Origin of the sequence: Vibrio maerlii (genome assembly GCF_003415655.1) — a bacterium.
Taxonomy (GTDB): Bacteria; Pseudomonadota; Gammaproteobacteria; order Enterobacterales; family Vibrionaceae; genus Vibrio; species Vibrio maerlii.
In genome coordinates this window covers 145,045-160,986 of the sequence record NZ_QRHC01000003.1, presented here as the reverse complement: position 1 = coordinate 160,986, position 15,942 = coordinate 145,045, and the positions used below count along the sequence as shown (strand labels likewise).

Annotated in this window: 14 protein-coding genes; 8 read left to right on the top strand and 6 right to left on the bottom strand. The window is 43.3% G+C overall.

Going from position 1 to position 15,942, the window contains the following annotated elements; genetic code table 11:
- The first annotated feature begins 1 nt into the window (after window position 1).
- The 3 genes from DPF91_RS05030 to DPF91_RS05020 all read left to right on the top strand — a co-directional run bounded on the left by DPF91_RS05030 (window position 2) and on the right by DPF91_RS05020 (window position 3,042).
- On the top strand, window positions 2–1,231 hold the full coding sequence (locus tag DPF91_RS05030; protein ID WP_164684048.1) for an Hpt domain-containing protein: 1,230 nt from the start codon (window positions 2–4) through the stop codon (window positions 1,229–1,231).
- Window positions 1,232–1,443: 212 nt separating this feature from the next.
- On the top strand, window positions 1,444–2,562 hold the full coding sequence (gene asd, locus DPF91_RS05025) for an aspartate-semialdehyde dehydrogenase (RefSeq protein ID WP_117233349.1): 1,119 nt from the start codon (window positions 1,444–1,446) through the stop codon (window positions 2,560–2,562).
- Window positions 2,563–2,649: 87 nt separating this feature from the next.
- Window positions 2,650–3,042 carry a hypothetical protein gene (locus tag DPF91_RS05020; protein ID WP_117233348.1) on the top strand — a complete coding sequence of 131 codons (393 nt, stop codon included), beginning with the start codon at window positions 2,650–2,652 and terminating at the stop codon, window positions 3,040–3,042.
- On the opposite strand, the gene DPF91_RS05015 is transcribed toward DPF91_RS05020, so the two are convergent.
- The gene (locus tag DPF91_RS05015; protein ID WP_117233347.1) at window positions 3,039–3,884 is read right to left on the bottom strand and encodes an ion transporter; all 846 of its coding nucleotides are present in this window, start codon (window positions 3,882–3,884) and stop codon (window positions 3,039–3,041) included. The two genes, DPF91_RS05020 and DPF91_RS05015, sit on opposite strands and share 4 nt — an antisense overlap.
- Window positions 3,885–3,925: 41 nt before the next feature.
- On the bottom strand, window positions 3,926–4,564 hold the full coding sequence (locus DPF91_RS05010) for a YchE family NAAT transporter (RefSeq protein WP_117233346.1): 639 nt from the start codon (window positions 4,562–4,564) through the stop codon (window positions 3,926–3,928).
- Between the two features lie 638 nt (window positions 4,565–5,202).
- Between DPF91_RS05010 and adhE the strand changes: the two genes are divergently transcribed.
- From adhE to DPF91_RS04995, 3 genes are all read left to right on the top strand, one after another.
- Window positions 5,203–7,893, top strand: a complete 2,691-nt coding sequence (gene adhE, locus DPF91_RS05005) for a bifunctional acetaldehyde-CoA/alcohol dehydrogenase (protein ID WP_117233345.1) — start codon at window positions 5,203–5,205, stop codon at window positions 7,891–7,893.
- A gap of 421 nt (window positions 7,894–8,314) precedes the next feature.
- Window positions 8,315–9,814 (top strand): MATE family efflux transporter, encoded by a 1,500-nt coding sequence (locus tag DPF91_RS05000; protein ID WP_117233344.1) that lies wholly within the window; start codon window positions 8,315–8,317, stop codon window positions 9,812–9,814.
- On the top strand, window positions 9,811–10,947 hold the full coding sequence (locus tag DPF91_RS04995; RefSeq protein ID WP_117233343.1) for a polysaccharide pyruvyl transferase family protein: 1,137 nt from the start codon (window positions 9,811–9,813) through the stop codon (window positions 10,945–10,947). The genes DPF91_RS05000 and DPF91_RS04995 overlap by 4 nt, the downstream gene beginning before the upstream one ends.
- Before the next feature lie 90 nt (window positions 10,948–11,037).
- Here the strand turns inward: DPF91_RS04995 and DPF91_RS04990 are convergent, their stop codons facing one another.
- The 3 genes from DPF91_RS04990 to sodB form a co-directional block, all read right to left on the bottom strand.
- On the bottom strand, window positions 11,038–11,706 hold the full coding sequence (locus DPF91_RS04990) for an SDR family oxidoreductase (RefSeq protein ID WP_164684046.1): 669 nt from the start codon (window positions 11,704–11,706) through the stop codon (window positions 11,038–11,040).
- A 209-nt stretch (window positions 11,707–11,915) separates the two neighbouring features.
- Window positions 11,916–12,413 carry a VC2046/SO_2500 family protein gene (locus DPF91_RS04985; RefSeq protein ID WP_117233341.1) on the bottom strand — a complete coding sequence of 166 codons (498 nt, stop codon included), beginning with the start codon at window positions 12,411–12,413 and terminating at the stop codon, window positions 11,916–11,918.
- Between the two features lie 127 nt (window positions 12,414–12,540).
- Window positions 12,541–13,125, bottom strand: a complete 585-nt coding sequence (sodB, locus tag DPF91_RS04980) for a superoxide dismutase [Fe] (RefSeq protein WP_117233340.1) — start codon at window positions 13,123–13,125, stop codon at window positions 12,541–12,543.
- A 240-nt stretch (window positions 13,126–13,365) separates the two neighbouring features.
- Here sodB and DPF91_RS04975 point away from each other — a divergent pair, with 240 nt between their 5' ends.
- Entirely contained in the window at window positions 13,366–13,701 is a 336-nt protein-coding gene (locus tag DPF91_RS04975; RefSeq protein ID WP_117233339.1) for a Grx4 family monothiol glutaredoxin, read from the top strand.
- Between the two features lie 89 nt (window positions 13,702–13,790).
- Window positions 13,791–14,414, top strand: a complete 624-nt coding sequence (locus DPF91_RS04970; RefSeq protein WP_117233338.1) for a DsbA family protein — start codon at window positions 13,791–13,793, stop codon at window positions 14,412–14,414.
- Window positions 14,415–14,570: 156 nt separating this feature from the next.
- Here DPF91_RS04970 and DPF91_RS04965 read toward each other — a convergent pair whose 3' ends face one another.
- Complete coding sequence (locus tag DPF91_RS04965) at window positions 14,571–15,896, bottom strand: Na+/H+ antiporter family protein (protein WP_117233337.1); 1,326 nt, start codon at window positions 15,894–15,896, stop codon at window positions 14,571–14,573.
- Window positions 15,897–15,942 lie beyond the last annotated feature (46 nt).

Below are 15,942 nucleotides of genomic sequence, written 5' to 3'. Positions count from 1 at the left end.
GTTGAATCTCAAACAAGGCAAGGTTTCTTTTAGTCTTCGTATCATCGTCATTACTTGGCTTTGCTCTGCATTTTTTATTACCTACCAAAGCGTTGGTCTCAATCGCTTGGCTGAGAACATTGAAGAGCTTTGTTTTGGGATTTCTGAGCTTCAAAGTGAATTTGTGTTCCCTGAGCCATTTAGAGCGCTACATGTAGAGAAGTTTGCTCGCACGGCTGAACGACTGATTACCCTGCGTGACAGTACCAAAACTTCCATACTTCCATTTGTTTTTCATCCTGATGTCGAAAACTTGTTCTATCAGACCGATAGGTTTATTGAGCAAAGCAATCACTACATATCTGTTGAATACCAAGTGAAAGAGCTTACTCAGACTATCAAGCAACAAAGAGAATTGGCGCAAATAAGTCCACAAGCCCACGCACTTTATTACGAGTTGGGCGCTCAGGTTTTTGAAGTGATGTTTACTGATAGAGCTCAGAACCCAGACACTTATCTTGTCTTTGACCGCATCTATGAAAAAGCCAACCTGTTAGCGGATAGTGAAAAGGCCGCATTTTTACAAATTTTGTCTGAAGTTTCTGGTGTACTAACAAGCCATGCACAAATGACATTCCATATTGATCAGTTATTTCATCATCAAGTGAATAACGAACAACTCCTGGTGATGAAGCAGCTAAGCGAAATGAGCATCAAGTATATGATTGCGCTAGTAATGCTTGCGACGGTTACTATTGTCGCGATGGCCATCTGGGTGAAAAAACATTTGGTCGGCCGCATTGAGTCAGAGTCGGTGACTCCAAACAGGTTTGAATCGGAGAGTATTCAGCAACAAGAGATACCAATAGGGGGCGAACCGGTTGATCATATGCCAGTGGAAGAGCCTGAGTATGCAAGGATTGACCTCACTACGCTATACGAAACGATGGGGGAGGATGAAGAAGCGGTCGCTATGTTGCTCAACGTGTTTATTCAGGATCACAGTGAGGACTTTGAGCAGCTAAAGAGCCTGACGGATGTGGATACAGAAGCCGCTCAGCGTAAAGTACATAGCTTAAAGAGCGTTTCAGCTAGCCTTGGTGCAAATAAACTTCGCAGTTTAGCTGCAACGATTGAAGGTAAGTTTAAGCACAATCGCCCAATTATGCCGGAAGAGTTGAATTTACTTGGCCAAGAACTGGAATGGGTACTCGTCCAAGTTAATGAACACTTATCTAGGATGGAGAAATAGCTCATCGGACTAGTCCCTCAGCACTTTACAGTTATTGGGCCGGAATAATGTGGTTTACAGTCGTAAAGAGGTTCAGTTTTACTTAACTCGTAACGAAATTTAAATATCGGCGATAAAATTGCCACTTATGTAAAAATTGTGCTTGCGCTTTGGTTTCGAAACACATAAATATGGTGTAAACGATTTTTGAATGAATTACATGGAGAGTTGAGATGAGAGTTGGTTTAGTTGGTTGGCGCGGCATGGTTGGTTCAGTACTGATGCAGCGAATGGTTGAAGAGCGTGATTTCGACCATATCGAACCTGTGTACTACAGTACTTCTCAAGTAGGTATCCCAGCACCTGTACTTGGTGGTAAAGATGCAGGCATGCTACAGGACGCTTTTGATATTGAGAGCTTAAAGCAGCTGGATGCCGTGATTACTTGTCAAGGCGGCGATTACACGTCAAAGGTATATCCAGCACTTCGTCAAGCTGGCTGGAAAGGTTACTGGATCGATGCAGCATCTACGCTTCGTATGGATAAAGATTCAATCATCACACTTGATCCAGTCAACTTAGCACAAATTCAGCAAGGCATTCACTCAGGCACCAACACATTTGTGGGTGGTAACTGTACTGTAAGCTTGATGCTAATGGCATTGGGTGGCCTGTATGAGAAAGGTATGGTTGAGTGGATGAGCGCAATGACGTATCAAGCAGCTTCTGGTGCTGGTGCGAAAAATATGCGTGAGCTTATCTCTCAAATGGGTGTCATCAATGAATGTGTGAGCACTGAACTTGCTGATCCTGCAAGCTCGATCTTGGATATCGATAAAAAAGTTGCTGATACCATCCGCTCATCTTCTTTCCCTACTGATCAATTTGGTGCACCACTTGCTGGTTCGTTGATCCCTTGGATCGATGTGAAGCGTGAAAATGGTCAAAGTAAAGAAGAGTGGAAAGCGGGAGTTGAAGCGAACAAGATCCTAGGTCTTGATGGTCAGCCAATCCCTATTGATGGTACTTGTGTTCGTATCGGTGCAATGCGTTGTCACGCACAAGCTTTGACGATCAAGCTTAAGCAAGATGTTCCAATGGATGAAATCGAAGAGATCATTGCGACACATAACGACTGGGTTAAAGTGATTCCTAACGATCGCGACATCACCGCTCAAGAGCTTACACCTGCAAAAGTGACAGGCACTATGTCTGTGCCAGTAGGTCGTCTGCGTAAAATGTCGATGGGTAACGACTTCCTAAACGCATTCACTGTAGGTGATCAGCTACTTTGGGGTGCCGCGGAGCCACTTCGTCGTACTCTACGCATCATCCTAAACGAAAAAGCGTAATTATAAGTCAATAGACTTTTACCCTTTCTAAATGTCACAAACCCCACTACTTTTTAGTGGGGTTTGTTGTTTTTATAAGGGTTAAAATTGAAGTTTATCAGGGTATTAGTCACGATTGTGGTCGCTACACTTGTCTGGGTGGTGACTCATCTTCTTGTTGAGGAGATCCTCGGCATAATTGCTATGTTGATATGTGGAGACGAACTGTACCGTAATGGTATTTGCTATGCTGATTACTGGCCAAGCATAGAATCACCCGTGCTAGTTTTAGGTGTTGGATTTTCCGCCATGATGACAATTTTAAGTGCTGTATGGCTTAACCGAGAGAATCGGATACTGGCTGCAAAAATCACTTATGGAACCGGGATGTTTGCAGCTTCCGTTCTGGTTGTTTCAGCAAGTTTTTCAGCATTTGTGATCGCGTGTTGGGCGAGTGCTTTGATTACCGGCTTCTTTACCCTCAAATGCATCAGGCGCTAATCTTTGACCGGTACGACTCGCTTATCCGGTTCTGCTAATTCACTTCCACAGTATTTACAGTGCATCGCATCGGAGTCGTGACCCGTTCTCATGCAGTTTAAACATTTTACTAGGCTGCGGTGCGCGTTCATTTCTTGGTTTAATTCGGCAGTAATAATGCCGGTTGGAACAGCTAAAATAGAGTAACCAAGCAGCATAGTGAAAGACGCAAGTGCTTGCCCAAGCGGTGTTTTCGGTGTGATGTCCCCATAACCAACGGTAGTAATGGTCACTATGGCCCAGTAAATACTTTGCGGGATGCTCGTGAAACCGTTATCTGGTCCTTCGACGTAATAAATAGATGCGCCAAGGATGGTAACCAAGATCGCCACTGTGCTGAAGAAGATGAATATCTTTCTACGAGAGCCGAGGAGCGAGCGAAGGAGTAGGTTTGAATCTTGTAAGTAGCGCACCAGTTTAAGGATGCGGAAGATGCGCATCACACGTAAGAGTCTCACCACTGCAAGCACATAAGCTCCAGGGAAGATCAGGGCAAGGTAAGTGGGTAATATTGCCAATAAATCGACAACCCCGTAGAAGCTCTTTGCGTAAGCAAGAGGCTTGGGTGAACTATATAGCCTCAAGATATATTCGAGAGTGAAGAGCAGGGTAAATCCCAGCTCGATGTAGAGGAGAGTTGGTCCGTAGAGTTCACGGACCGACTCAAAAGATTCCAAGGTAAGAACAATAAGTGATGTGAGGATAGCGATGATGAGCCCAATGTCGAAGGCTCGTCCAGCACGAGTGTGGGTACCAAAAATAATGATGTATAGATGGTGTCTTAACGTGCTTGTATGTTCCATTAGCTAATTACATTCCTTGTATCGCAATAAACTTCTATAGCTTATGTTAACCCAGGGAACAGGTTACGCAAGCCACTTGCTATAAACTCAATACCCAGCGAACCCAGTATTAGACCCATAATACGAGTAATGACGTTGATCCCTGTCTGTCCTAAGAAGCGTACGATAATTGGAGCAGAACGGAACAGCAGCCAAGAGCACGCACAGAAAGCACCAATACTGATGATGATGCCAATGGTGTCCATGGTGCTCGGATAGCGAGAGCCGTAAACAATCGTTGAGCTGATTGCACCAGGCCCAGCCATTAATGGCATCGCAAGTGGTACAACGCCAATCTGTTCTTTACTGATGTACTCAGACTTCTCTTGTTTATTCTGTTTATCTTCACCCAATTTACCACTCATCATCGAGAAGGCGATGCTCATTAGTAGCAAGCCACCAGCAACTCGGAAGGAATCAAGAGAGATACTAAACATATCTAATAGTAACTGACCTGCAAGAAGAGAGACGATCAATATGATGGCAACAGCTAAGTTGGCCGTTACCGCGGTTTTGTTCCGTTCTTCTGGATCCATATGCCCAGTGAGAGAGACAAATACCGGCATGATGCCAATAGGGTTTACCGCAGCGACTAGGCCGAGAAAAAACTGTAAGTAGATAGCAAATTCGATGGTGTTCACTTTCTATTTCCAATGATGGTTTAAGGGGAAGGATAATTTCCGCGCTAATGTAATGGATTTATCGAGTGCAATCGAATGAAAAAAACTAACGCATAGAACTTATTTGTACTCATGCTGCTCGTAATCTCGTGTAAGCCCTAGTGTACCTTGATAGGTTTGTGATTATTTTGTGTTAATTATGTTAACTAATGCACGTTTTTTATAAAACGATCTAGAGGTAATGGAGATGTCATCACGTATATATATACTAAGTAGCACGTAAATGACGTGATGATTTGTGCGTTTATTATTTAAAAAATGAAAGTTTTTTACAGCTTATGTAGCACGTTAAGATGGTTGTTACCGAATGCTGAAAATTTGTTCTAACCGATAAAAATCTTTTTATTCTTTATATTCAACAGCTTACTGCCATTAACCCCTAAGGGTTAACACTAAGGGGGTAAATAATTTTTCAGAACTGATTTGGATCAATTTTTTTCACACAGTGAAATAATATACTCAGTTCCGAAAGCAATTTACTAAGAACTCTGTTTCATTGCGATGTAGGTCACGGTATGTAGACCCGCTGACAAAGCACACACAGTTTGATTAATAAAAAGTTTTTAATTTTTAGTTTTTATTTTTTTAGGAGAATCCCTATGCCTGTAACAAATCTTGCTGAACTAGATGCAATGATTGCACGCGTTAAAGCGGCTCAAGCTGAGTTTGCAACTTACTCTCAAGAGCAAGTTGACAAAATCTTCCGCGCAGCCTCTCTAGCAGCTAACCAAGCTCGTATCCCGCTAGCACAACAAGCGGTAGCTGAGTCTGGTATGGGTATCGTAGAAGACAAAGTAATCAAGAACCACTTTGCGTCTGAGTTCATCTACAACAAATACAAAGACGAGCAAACTTGTGGCATCCTTGAAGAAGATGACAACCTAGGCACGATGACTATCGCTGAACCTGTAGGTATCATCTGTGGTATCGTTCCAACAACGAACCCAACTTCTACTGCTATCTTTAAGTCTCTTATCTCACTTAAGACTCGTAACGCGATCATCTTCTCGCCACACCCACGTGCGAAAAACTCTACAAATGACGCAGCTAAACTTGTTCTAGATGCAGCAGTAGCAGCAGGTGCTCCAAAAGACATCATTGGTTGGATCGACCAGCCATCTGTAGAGCTTTCTAACGCTCTTATGAAGCACGATGAGATCGCTCTTATCCTTGCAACTGGTGGTCCAGGCATGGTTAAAGCAGCATACTCTTCAGGTAAGCCAGCAATCGGTGTAGGTGCGGGTAACGTTCCTGTAGTTATCGATGAAACAGCTGACATCAAACGCGCTGTAGCATCTATCCTAATGTCTAAGACGTTCGATAACGGTGTAGTATGTGCTTCTGAGCAAGCTGCAATCGTTGTTAGCGATGTATATGACGAAGTTAAAGAGCGTTTCGCTTCTCACAAAGCTCACGTTCTATCTAAAGCTGACGCTGACAAAGTACGTAAAGTTCTTCTTATCGACGGCGCACTAAACGCGAAAATCGTTGGTCAACCAGCTCCTGCAATCGCTGAACTAGCGGGCGTTAAAGTTCCTGCTGACACTAAAGTTCTAGTTGGTGAAGGTCTAGGTAAAGTTTCTTACGACGACGAGTTCGCTCACGAGAAATTATCTCCAACTCTAGGTCTATTCCGCGCTGACAACTTCGAAGACGCAGTTGCTCAAGCAGTGACAATGGTAGAGATCGGCGGTATCGGCCACACATCTGGTCTATACACAAACCAAGATACTAACGCAGACCGTATCCGTTACTTCGGTGACAAGATGAAGACTGCACGTATCCTAATCAACATCCCTACTACTCACGGTGGTATCGGTGACCTGTATAACTTCAACGTTGCACCGTCTCTAACTCTAGGTTGTGGTTCTTGGGGTGGTAACTCTATCTCTGAGAACGTAGGTCCTAAGCACCTAATCAACAAGAAAACTGTAGCGAAGCGAGCTGAAAACATGTTGTGGCACAAACTACCTAAGTCTATCTACTTCCGTCGTGGTAGCCTTCCAATCGCAATGAGCGACCTAGAAGGTAAGAAGCGTGCGTTCCTAGTAACTGACCGCTTTCTATTCAACAACGGTTACGCTGACGAAGTAGTACAACTGCTTAAAGCTCAAGGCATCGAAGTTCAAACTTTCTTCGACGTAGAAGCGGATCCAACGCTATCTGTAGTTAAGAAAGGTGCAGAAGCAATGCAAAGCTTCCAACCTGACGTAATCTTAGCGCTAGGTGGTGGTTCACCAATGGATGCTGCTAAGATCATGTGGGTTATGTACGAGCACCCAGAAACAGCATTTGAAGAACTAGCAATGCGCTTTATGGACATCCGTAAACGTATCTACAAGTTCCCTAAAATGGGTGAAAAAGCTGAGCTTGTATGTATCACTACAACTTCAGGTACGGGTTCAGAGGTTACTCCATTCGCCGTTGTTACAGACGACGAAACTGGTGCTAAGTACCCACTAGCTGATTACGAGCTAACGCCAAACATGGCTATCGTTGATGCTAACCTAGTTATGAACATGCCTAAGTCTCTAACAGCGTTCGGTGGTTACGATGCAGTAACTCACGCACTAGAAGCTTACGTATCTGTTCTAGCGAACGAATACTCTGATGGCCAGGCTCTACAAGCGCTTAAGATGCTTAAAGAATACCTACCATCAAGCTACGCGAACGGTGCAAACGACCCAATCGCTCGAGAAAAAGTACACAACGCAGCGACTATCGCTGGTGTAGCATTTGCGAACGCATTCCTAGGTGTTTGTCACTCTATGGCGCACAAGATTGGTGCTGAGTTCCACCTACCACACGGTCTGGCGAACGCACTACTAATCTCTAACGTTGTACGTTACAACGCGAACGACAACCCAACTAAGCAGACTGCATTCTCTCAGTACGACCGTCCACAAGCACGTCGTCGTTACGCTGAAGTTGCTGACCACCTAGGCCTAAGCCAAGCTGGTGACCGTACTGCTCAGAAGATTGAGCGTCTACTAGCATGGCTAGAAGAGCTGAAAGGCGACCTAGACATCCCAACATCTATCCAAGCGGCAGGTGTTTCTGAAGCAGACTTCCTAGCTAAGCTTGATGAGCTAGCGGTAGAAGCGTTCGATGACCAATGTACTGGTGCGAACCCACGTTACCCTCTAATCACTGAGCTTAAAGAAGTTCTAACAGCAGCTTACTACGGTAAACCATACGTAGAAGGTGAGACTTTCGAAGGTACGACAGTAATCAAGAAGAAAGCTGACCAAGAAGCTAAGCCTGCTAAGAAAGAAAAAGCTAAAGCTTAATTAACTGATTCAGTTATGAAATAGGTTTTCGCTAGCACGAAACCTATATCGGGAAAGAGTAAAGACCCCAGTCGAAAGGCTGGGGTCTTTTTTTATTTTAACGTTTGTATGCCATTTGAGGTGCACGTAGGTTTCAAACGGTGGGTCTGCTGATATATCTATGAGTAAAGTTATATCTTCGGTTGACGCTCCGTCGAGAGTTGGGAGCGACTTACGCAAGACGTGATAAGAATAAGCTCATACTCTACGGTAAGTTGGCAACGGAAAAAGTATGGAAAGTGGGCTGAGGCGCGTCTGTTAATGGAATCTCACCAGTGGATTACTTATTGTAAGGGGATGGAAAATTGCACCTTAAAGTCGAACGAGTGACAGTTAACTGAACATGAATTTGGGCTAAGGTGGGCTGTAAAAGTGAAAAGAGATGTCAGGGAAGCGTATAGCAAGGAACACCCTTTTTCAGATAATTAAGATGGGTGTTACAACATTTACTAACTTATACATGGTAAGGGTGTTGTTATTGGAGCTTGGTGTGAAGGATTATGGGCTCTTCAACTTAATAGCGGGTATTCTCGCTATGATGTTGTTCTTAAACGGAGCCATGACGACTTCAAGTCAGCGCTACCTCTCTTTTTTTAATCATTCTTCATTTGAGAACAAGGTCAGAATCTTTTCAACGATAAAATGGCTACACGCAATGCTCGGCTTTTTTGTCCTTACCTGCTTAATCTTCGCCGTAGTCCCTGTATTTGAGCATATGATCAAGGTGCCTGAATATCGTTATGAGCAGGCATATCAGCTTTACTTGATAATGACATTTGGGGTTGTCGCTTCGATTGTCACAGTACCATATAACGCACAACTCAATGCCTATGAACATTTAGGCATCGATGCTCTGTTTGGAATTCTAGAATCACTCCTTAAGCTCCTTTCTGCGTTTTGTATTGTGCTCTTTGCTGAAAAACTGTTAGCCCTTGGAATACTGTTTGTCTCAGTCTCTATTTTGATGCTGATTATGAAAATTACTTATTGCCGAGTTAGGTATCTTGAGTGCAGGGTGTTTGTTTTTCAGTTTGATCGCACTTTGTACAAAGAGATGATGGGCTTCACGGGGTGGAACACATTTGGCGCGATTTGCGGTGTTGCTCGAGTTCAAGGGTTAGCCATTGTTTTGAATAACTTCTTTGGCGTATACGTGAATGCTGTTTATGCAATAGCTGTTCAAATTAACGGGAAGCTCAGAGAGTTTAGTGTCAACGTTCTCAAAGCGATTAACCCAAAGATTATTAAATATGAGAGCTCTGGTGTAAGGCATGAGATGTTGAACTATTCAATGCATGCGAGTCGTTTTAGTTTATTACTTTACTCTGCAGTCGCCTTACCCCTCTATTTTGAACTGGAGTTCTTATTATCGTTTTGGCTGGGGGATTACCCTCAAGAATCAGTAATTTTTATTCGATTGTTTTTGATTTTGTCTTTCATTAACTTGACGACGATAGGTCTTCAGACAGCCATTCAGGCGATCGGAGATGTTAAGTTTTATCAAGTAAGTATTGGTTCTTTATTACTTCTCACTATTCCTTTTTCTATTATGGCTCTACAACTTGGATACCCTCCTCACTATGTCTTGGTGGTATCCATTATCTTGGAGTCTATCTCATGCGTGATGCGACTTCTGATATTAAAAAATAAAGCAGGCTTAGATATCCGCCGGTATCTAACGGAAGTTGTGTATAGGGCAATGATAGTCATCCTATCGTCTTCGACATTGCTACAACTGGTTACTTTTTATTATGAGATAAGCCTCTATAGAGCAGCATTGTCTTTTGTTGTGTCGACGCTCTCAATGATAGTACTCAGCTACAGAGTGGCGTTGAATGCTAGTGAAAGGGATTTTATAAAGTTAAAGGGTCTAAGGATATGACGATTAAAAAATTAGCGCTGTTAGGTTACACGCATGATACTAATCTTGGTGATCAGGTGATTGCTGATAGTGCGGAGTATCTAATTAAGCGCCATGATAGCAATATTAAAGTAGAGAGGTTCGATCTCAACTACTCAAATGAGTTCAACACATTCAAGAAGTTAAAACGCAAGTCTATCAATAAACTGCTGAGCAAGATTTCCCCTAACTTATCGTTCAAATACAAAGTGGGTTGCTACAAGCGAGATTACAGGAACAAACTCGATGATAACTCTGCTGTTATGTTCGCAGGGGGCGGGATGATTAAGTTTAAGTATCAAGATTGCTGGGCGCATATTTCTGCGTTAATTGATACCGCTGAAAAGAGCGAGTGCCCGGTGTTCTTCAATGCTGTTGGTGTTGAAGGCGTCGATGAGAACGATTTTAAATGCCAACTTATGAAGCAAAGCCTAAATAGAGACGTTGTTAAAATGATAACGACTCGAGATGATTTGAGTTTATTGCAAAGCGGTTATATTGAAAATAAGGACATAGAAACAGCTCAAGTCGCTGATTCTGCAGTCTTTTGTTCTGAAGTTTATGGCATTCGACGAAAGAAAGTAAGAGAGGTGGTCGGGGTCGGATTAGTGCGTCCCTCAATTTTTAAAGACAATGGCATTTCCTTATGCAAAGACGAGGTTGTTAATATCTATGCTGCTATCTTAAAAGAGCTAGAACAACGCGGTGCCACTTACCAATTGTTCACTAATGGCTTAAAAGGAGACGCCATTATTTTATCTGACTTAGAAAAAGTCATGGGTAAGCGCCTAAACCTAGTAGAGCCCAAAACGCCGAAAGAGTTGGTTGCATTAATATCGAGTTTTCAAGCTACGATTGCTGCGCGGTTACATGCCTGCATTATTTCGTACTCGTTAAAAGTACCTTTTGTTGGCTTGGTATGGAATAACAAACTGAAGATGTTTGGAGACTGTATCGGTTATTCAGAAAGAATGTTTGAGAGTCATCAGTTTGAAGCCAAATTGATTGTCGAGCGTTTGCTCTCCGCCGCTTCTGAGGGGTATGAACCAGTTCGTTATGATGCTTATAGGCAAACTATAGATAGTAGTATCAACAAAATGGTTTCAATGGTTTAGCCTGAAGTAGATCTTTGATAGTAAGGAGATGATACCGACATAGGTATCATCTCTTTCTTTATGTGTACTAATTCAGACCTGATCTGACAGTTACGCCGCCATTACTCGGCCGGTGAATGAATCATTAGTCACTATGTACTCGGTGCTTCGTGATATCTCATCTTGCTGATGCTTCCAGTGATTGGCTGAAGAGTTCGAGCTCTCACTTGGCATTATTGCCGCGACTCGGACATTGTAGGGTTCAAGATCGTGAGCCCACTGTTTTGTAATGCCTTTTATCACATCTCCCATACTGTCATGTACGGTTTTTTCTACTCCTATCGATGATGAGGTGACATTAATGATTAAACCGGGTTTATCGAGCTGTTGGGTATGCTCTAAGTAAACTTGACCGAAGGTAAATAAAGATTCCGTCAACTTTGATAGCTGAGTGGTAAACAGCGAAGCGCTATTTGGCTGAGTCAGATTCGGGGAAGGTAAGGTCTGCCAATTATTGAGTAAGATATCCGCGCCCTGCCCAAAGAACTTCTCTAGATAGACAAAAAACAGATGAATGCTGGACGCTGAATTGTCTGCTAGGTGGTACTTAGCGACGTTGTGATTACTCGCACGGCACGCTTGGTAGGTGGCTTCGAGCTTACGTTCATCGTTGTCAGTCACAGCTACCTTAGCACCAAGCAGGCAATAGTGTAACGCTAGAGCACGACCCATCGGGCTTCCTGCTGAAGTTATCACCGTGACTGCATCTTTAATAATCATAGCCTTATCCACTAACATTTTGGTTAAACGGTAGTGTAATCATGGATGATGTTCTAGATTGTCGATGTGATTCAATTCAAAAATTCTATTTGAGAAAGATTGGCGTTGAATTGTCTTGGGAGAGATCACAATAATCTCTGAACTTGATGAAAGAACAATCGTTGAATCTGAGGCTTAGGTCGAGTTTTGTAGGTTACTTAACAGTGCACTTAGATAGAAAGGTTGAGCTGTTGCTTACGCGCTGCTGTCTGCATAGAAGCGTATAAATTGTTACTCACTGGCAAGGATTCGTTAACACCTGAAAGCTTAGTACGCTCGTGATTTGAAAGGTTGTGATAAACCTCTTCAGGTAGGTTGTGCGTACCTTCTGGCATGTATGCGAGTGCATCAGGCTTTAGGTAGTGACTTAGCTTTGCACTGCTTAAGCCCGCATTGTGGAACTGTTTTGCTTGCTCTGCTGAACGTTGATACGAGTTTTCGTCTGAACGCAGCTGCTGAGGCTCTTGGAGTTCAAACTCACTGCGAAGATCGCGGACTTTCTGTTCAGCAACAGCATCAACTGGTACCGCTTGCGTTAGGTCACTGGAAAACATTGACATCATTAGAGCAAAATCAGAGCGACGGCCGTGTTGAACTGCTTGGTTCACGCTGCTGCCGAGCTGTATCTCGTTAATTAATGTCGCTTTGTCTAAAGAATGAATTTGCATAGTGCCCTCGCTGATATCTATATAGCGACACCAGTACTCAAAGCTTTAGGGCAAAAATAAAAAAACCTGCTGAATTCAGCAGGTTTTGTCAGTTTGACTATTGGTTAGTCAGATTCTAGCAGCTCGATTACTTAGCAAGGTTCGCAGCAACGAATTCCCAGTTAACTAGCGCCCAGAAACCATTCATGTAGTCTGGACGAACGTTACGGTAATCGATGTAGTAAGCGTGTTCCCATAGGTCAACAGTTAGAAGAGGTGTTACACCTTCCTCTGTTAGCGGAGTAGCAGCGTTAGATGTGTTAACGATGTCTAGAGAACCGTCCGCTTTCTTAACAAGCCAAGTCCAAGAAGAACCGAAGTTGTTGATTGCAGAATCAGTAAATTTCGCTTTGAACTCTTCGAAAGAACCAAATGCAGCGTTGATTGCATCTGCAACTGCACCAGTTGGCTCACCGCCAGCGTTTGGAGCAAGACAGTGCCAGTAGAACGTGTGGTTCCAGATTTGAGCAGCGTTGTTGAAAACACCACCAGTTGAAGTCTTAACGATTTCTTCTAGCGTTTTGCCTTCAAACTCAGTACCTGGGATAAGGCCGTTTAGCTTAACAACGTAAGTGTTGTGGTGCTTACCGTGGTGGAAATCTAGAGTTTCAGCTGAGATATGTGGTTCTAGTGCGTCTTTTGCGTAAGGAAGAGCTGGTAGTTCAAATGCCATTGCTCAATTCTCCATATATTAGAAAGAGTTGCCTCTTTCGTTGCTTCCAATGTTTATTTTTATATCGTCGATGCGACTGACTTCGCATAGCATTTTAGCAAGTTTTTACTTTATTAAAACCCCCGTAGCGAATTAGTTGCATCCCATCTACAATAACCATACATATTATGTGCTTTTTATTCTAGTCGAATCGTTTAGAATGACAGGATTGAAAGCAGACAATCCATTTACGAGGAAGCAATGGAAACGATCGATAAAATCAAACAGCAAATTGAAGAAAACGCAATCCTTCTATACATGAAGGGTTCTCCGAAACTACCAAGCTGTGGTTTCTCTTCTCAAGCGGCACAAGCACTAATGGCTTGTGGTGAAAAGTTTGCTTACGTAGATATTCTGCAAAACCCAGATATCCGTGCTGAGCTACCAGCTTATGCACAGTGGCCAACATTCCCGCAACTATGGATTGAAGGCGAGCTGATCGGCGGTTGTGACATCATTCTAGAGATGTTCCAAAAAGGCGAACTACAGCCTCTAGTTAAAGAAGCAGCGGCGAAGATTGCTGGTGACGAAGCTTAATTCAGCTTTTGTTATTAGAAGGAGCCGAGTGGCTCCTTTTTTGATCAATGATCGTTTGAATATTGAGAAAGAAACAAAGGATAGGTCTAATGAACATCAAACTTCATTATGTACATGACCCCATGTGCAGCTGGTGCTGGGGTTATAAACCGACACTGATAAAACTGAAATCTCAACTGCCGGCAAATATTGTTTTTAACTACGTTGTGGGTGGTTTAGCGCCAGATAGCGAAGAGCCTATGCCTGTTGAGATGCAACAAAAGTTAGAAAGCATTTGGCATACTATCCAAGCACAACTGGGCACAGAGTTTAACTTTGACTACTGGACGAAATGCCAACCTGTTCGCACCACTTACCAAGCGTGTCGTGCAGTCATTGCTGCAGGATTCCAAGATCGTTATGAGGAAATGCTTGAGGCAATCCAAAAAGCCTATTACCTGCGAGCTATGCTTCCACATGCTAAAGAAACTCATGAACAGCTTGCGCAAGAGATAGGGGTAGATCTGAATCAGTTCCGAATCGATGTTGCCAGTCGATTCCTTGAAGAAGAGTTCGAACATCAGCTCGATTTCGCTCGTTCAATCGGCGTTAACTCTTACCCAAGCTTAGTGTTGGAAGTAAACGACAAGTTCTTCCCAATCGTTCAAGATTACAAATCTACAGAGCCAACATTACAAGCCATTCGCGAGCGTTTGGTTGCAGAGTTAAGCTAAATCTTCACTTCGTGTTGGAGGGCTAGATAACTCGATCGCTTCGCTGCTGGATACTAGAGATCTAGATTTTTATATCCGAAGATGAAAAAGGGGCTGACGCGTTAACGTCAACCCCATATTTTTCTCTAGCTCTCTAGCTCTCTAGCTCTCTAGCTCTTACAACACCATCGCAGCAATCCAACCGAATACGATCAGTGGGATATTATAGTGGATAAATGTTGGTACAACCGTCTCCCAGATGTGCTCGTGTTGACCATCTGCGTTTAGACCAGATGTTGGGCCAAGCGTTGAGTCAGAAGCTGGAGAACCTGCATCACCCAGAGCAGCAGCAGTACCTACTAGCGCGATAGTTGCCATTGGTGAGAAACCAAATGCGGCAGCTAGTGGAACGTAGATTGTCGCTAGAATTGGAATCGTAGAGAACGAAGAACCAATACCCATAGTCACTAATAGGCCAACGATCAACATCAGTAGTGCAGCGAGTGGTTTGTTGTCACCAATGCTTGTTGATAGTGCCTCAACCAAAGATTCAACACCACCGGTTGACTTCATTACTGCAGCAAAACCCGCTGCCGAAATCATGATGAAGCCGATCATTGCCATCATGTGAACGCCTTTTGTGAACACATCTTGCGTCTCGCTCCATTTAATCACACCACCGAATGTGAATACCATGAAGCCAGCAAGAGCACCAATGATCATCGAACCCGTTGATAGTTGAACAGCAAGAGCAGCAACGATACCTGCGATCGCAACCGCAATGTTCTTAGGTTTTACTGAAGACATTTCTTCGTGAACAACGGTCAGTTCAGTCTCTTTGTATTCACGAGGCTTACGGTAAGAGAAGAACATTGCTGTGAGAAGACCGAAGAGCATACCAGCAGCGGGGATCATCATCGCAGTTGGTACTTGGCTCGCTGCAACCTCAGTAAGACCGTTGTCTTGAAGGTTTTTCAACAGAATGTTGTTTAAGAAGATACCACCAAAACCAATTGGTAAAAGCATGTATGGGGTAACAAGGCCAAAAGTTAGGACACACGCGATCAAACGACGATCTAACTTAAGTTTTGCAAATACGCCCAATAGAGGTGGAATTAGAATTGGAATGAAGGCGATATGCACAGGGATAACGTTTTGCGATGAAACGGTAACCAAGATAAGTGCGATAAGAACAAGGTACTTAAGACCTGTTGATGCCGCTTGGTTCTCTTTGCCATTAATTTTTTTAATAACGCTTTGTGCAAGTAGGTCAGTCAGGCCAGATTTTGAAATAGCAACGGCAAAAGCACCAAGCATTGCGTAGCTAAGCGCAATCGTTGCACCACCGCCAAGGCCGCCTTCAAATGCTGAAACGGCTTCATTTAAAGACATGCCAGACACAACACCACCGATAATGGCACTGAATGTCAAAGCAACAACGACGTTTACTCGCATTAATGCGAGGATCAGCATGACACATACTGAAATAACAACCGGATTCATAGTAGTTCTCTATATGTTGTGATTACTTATCTAGGGCTTTGAAAAC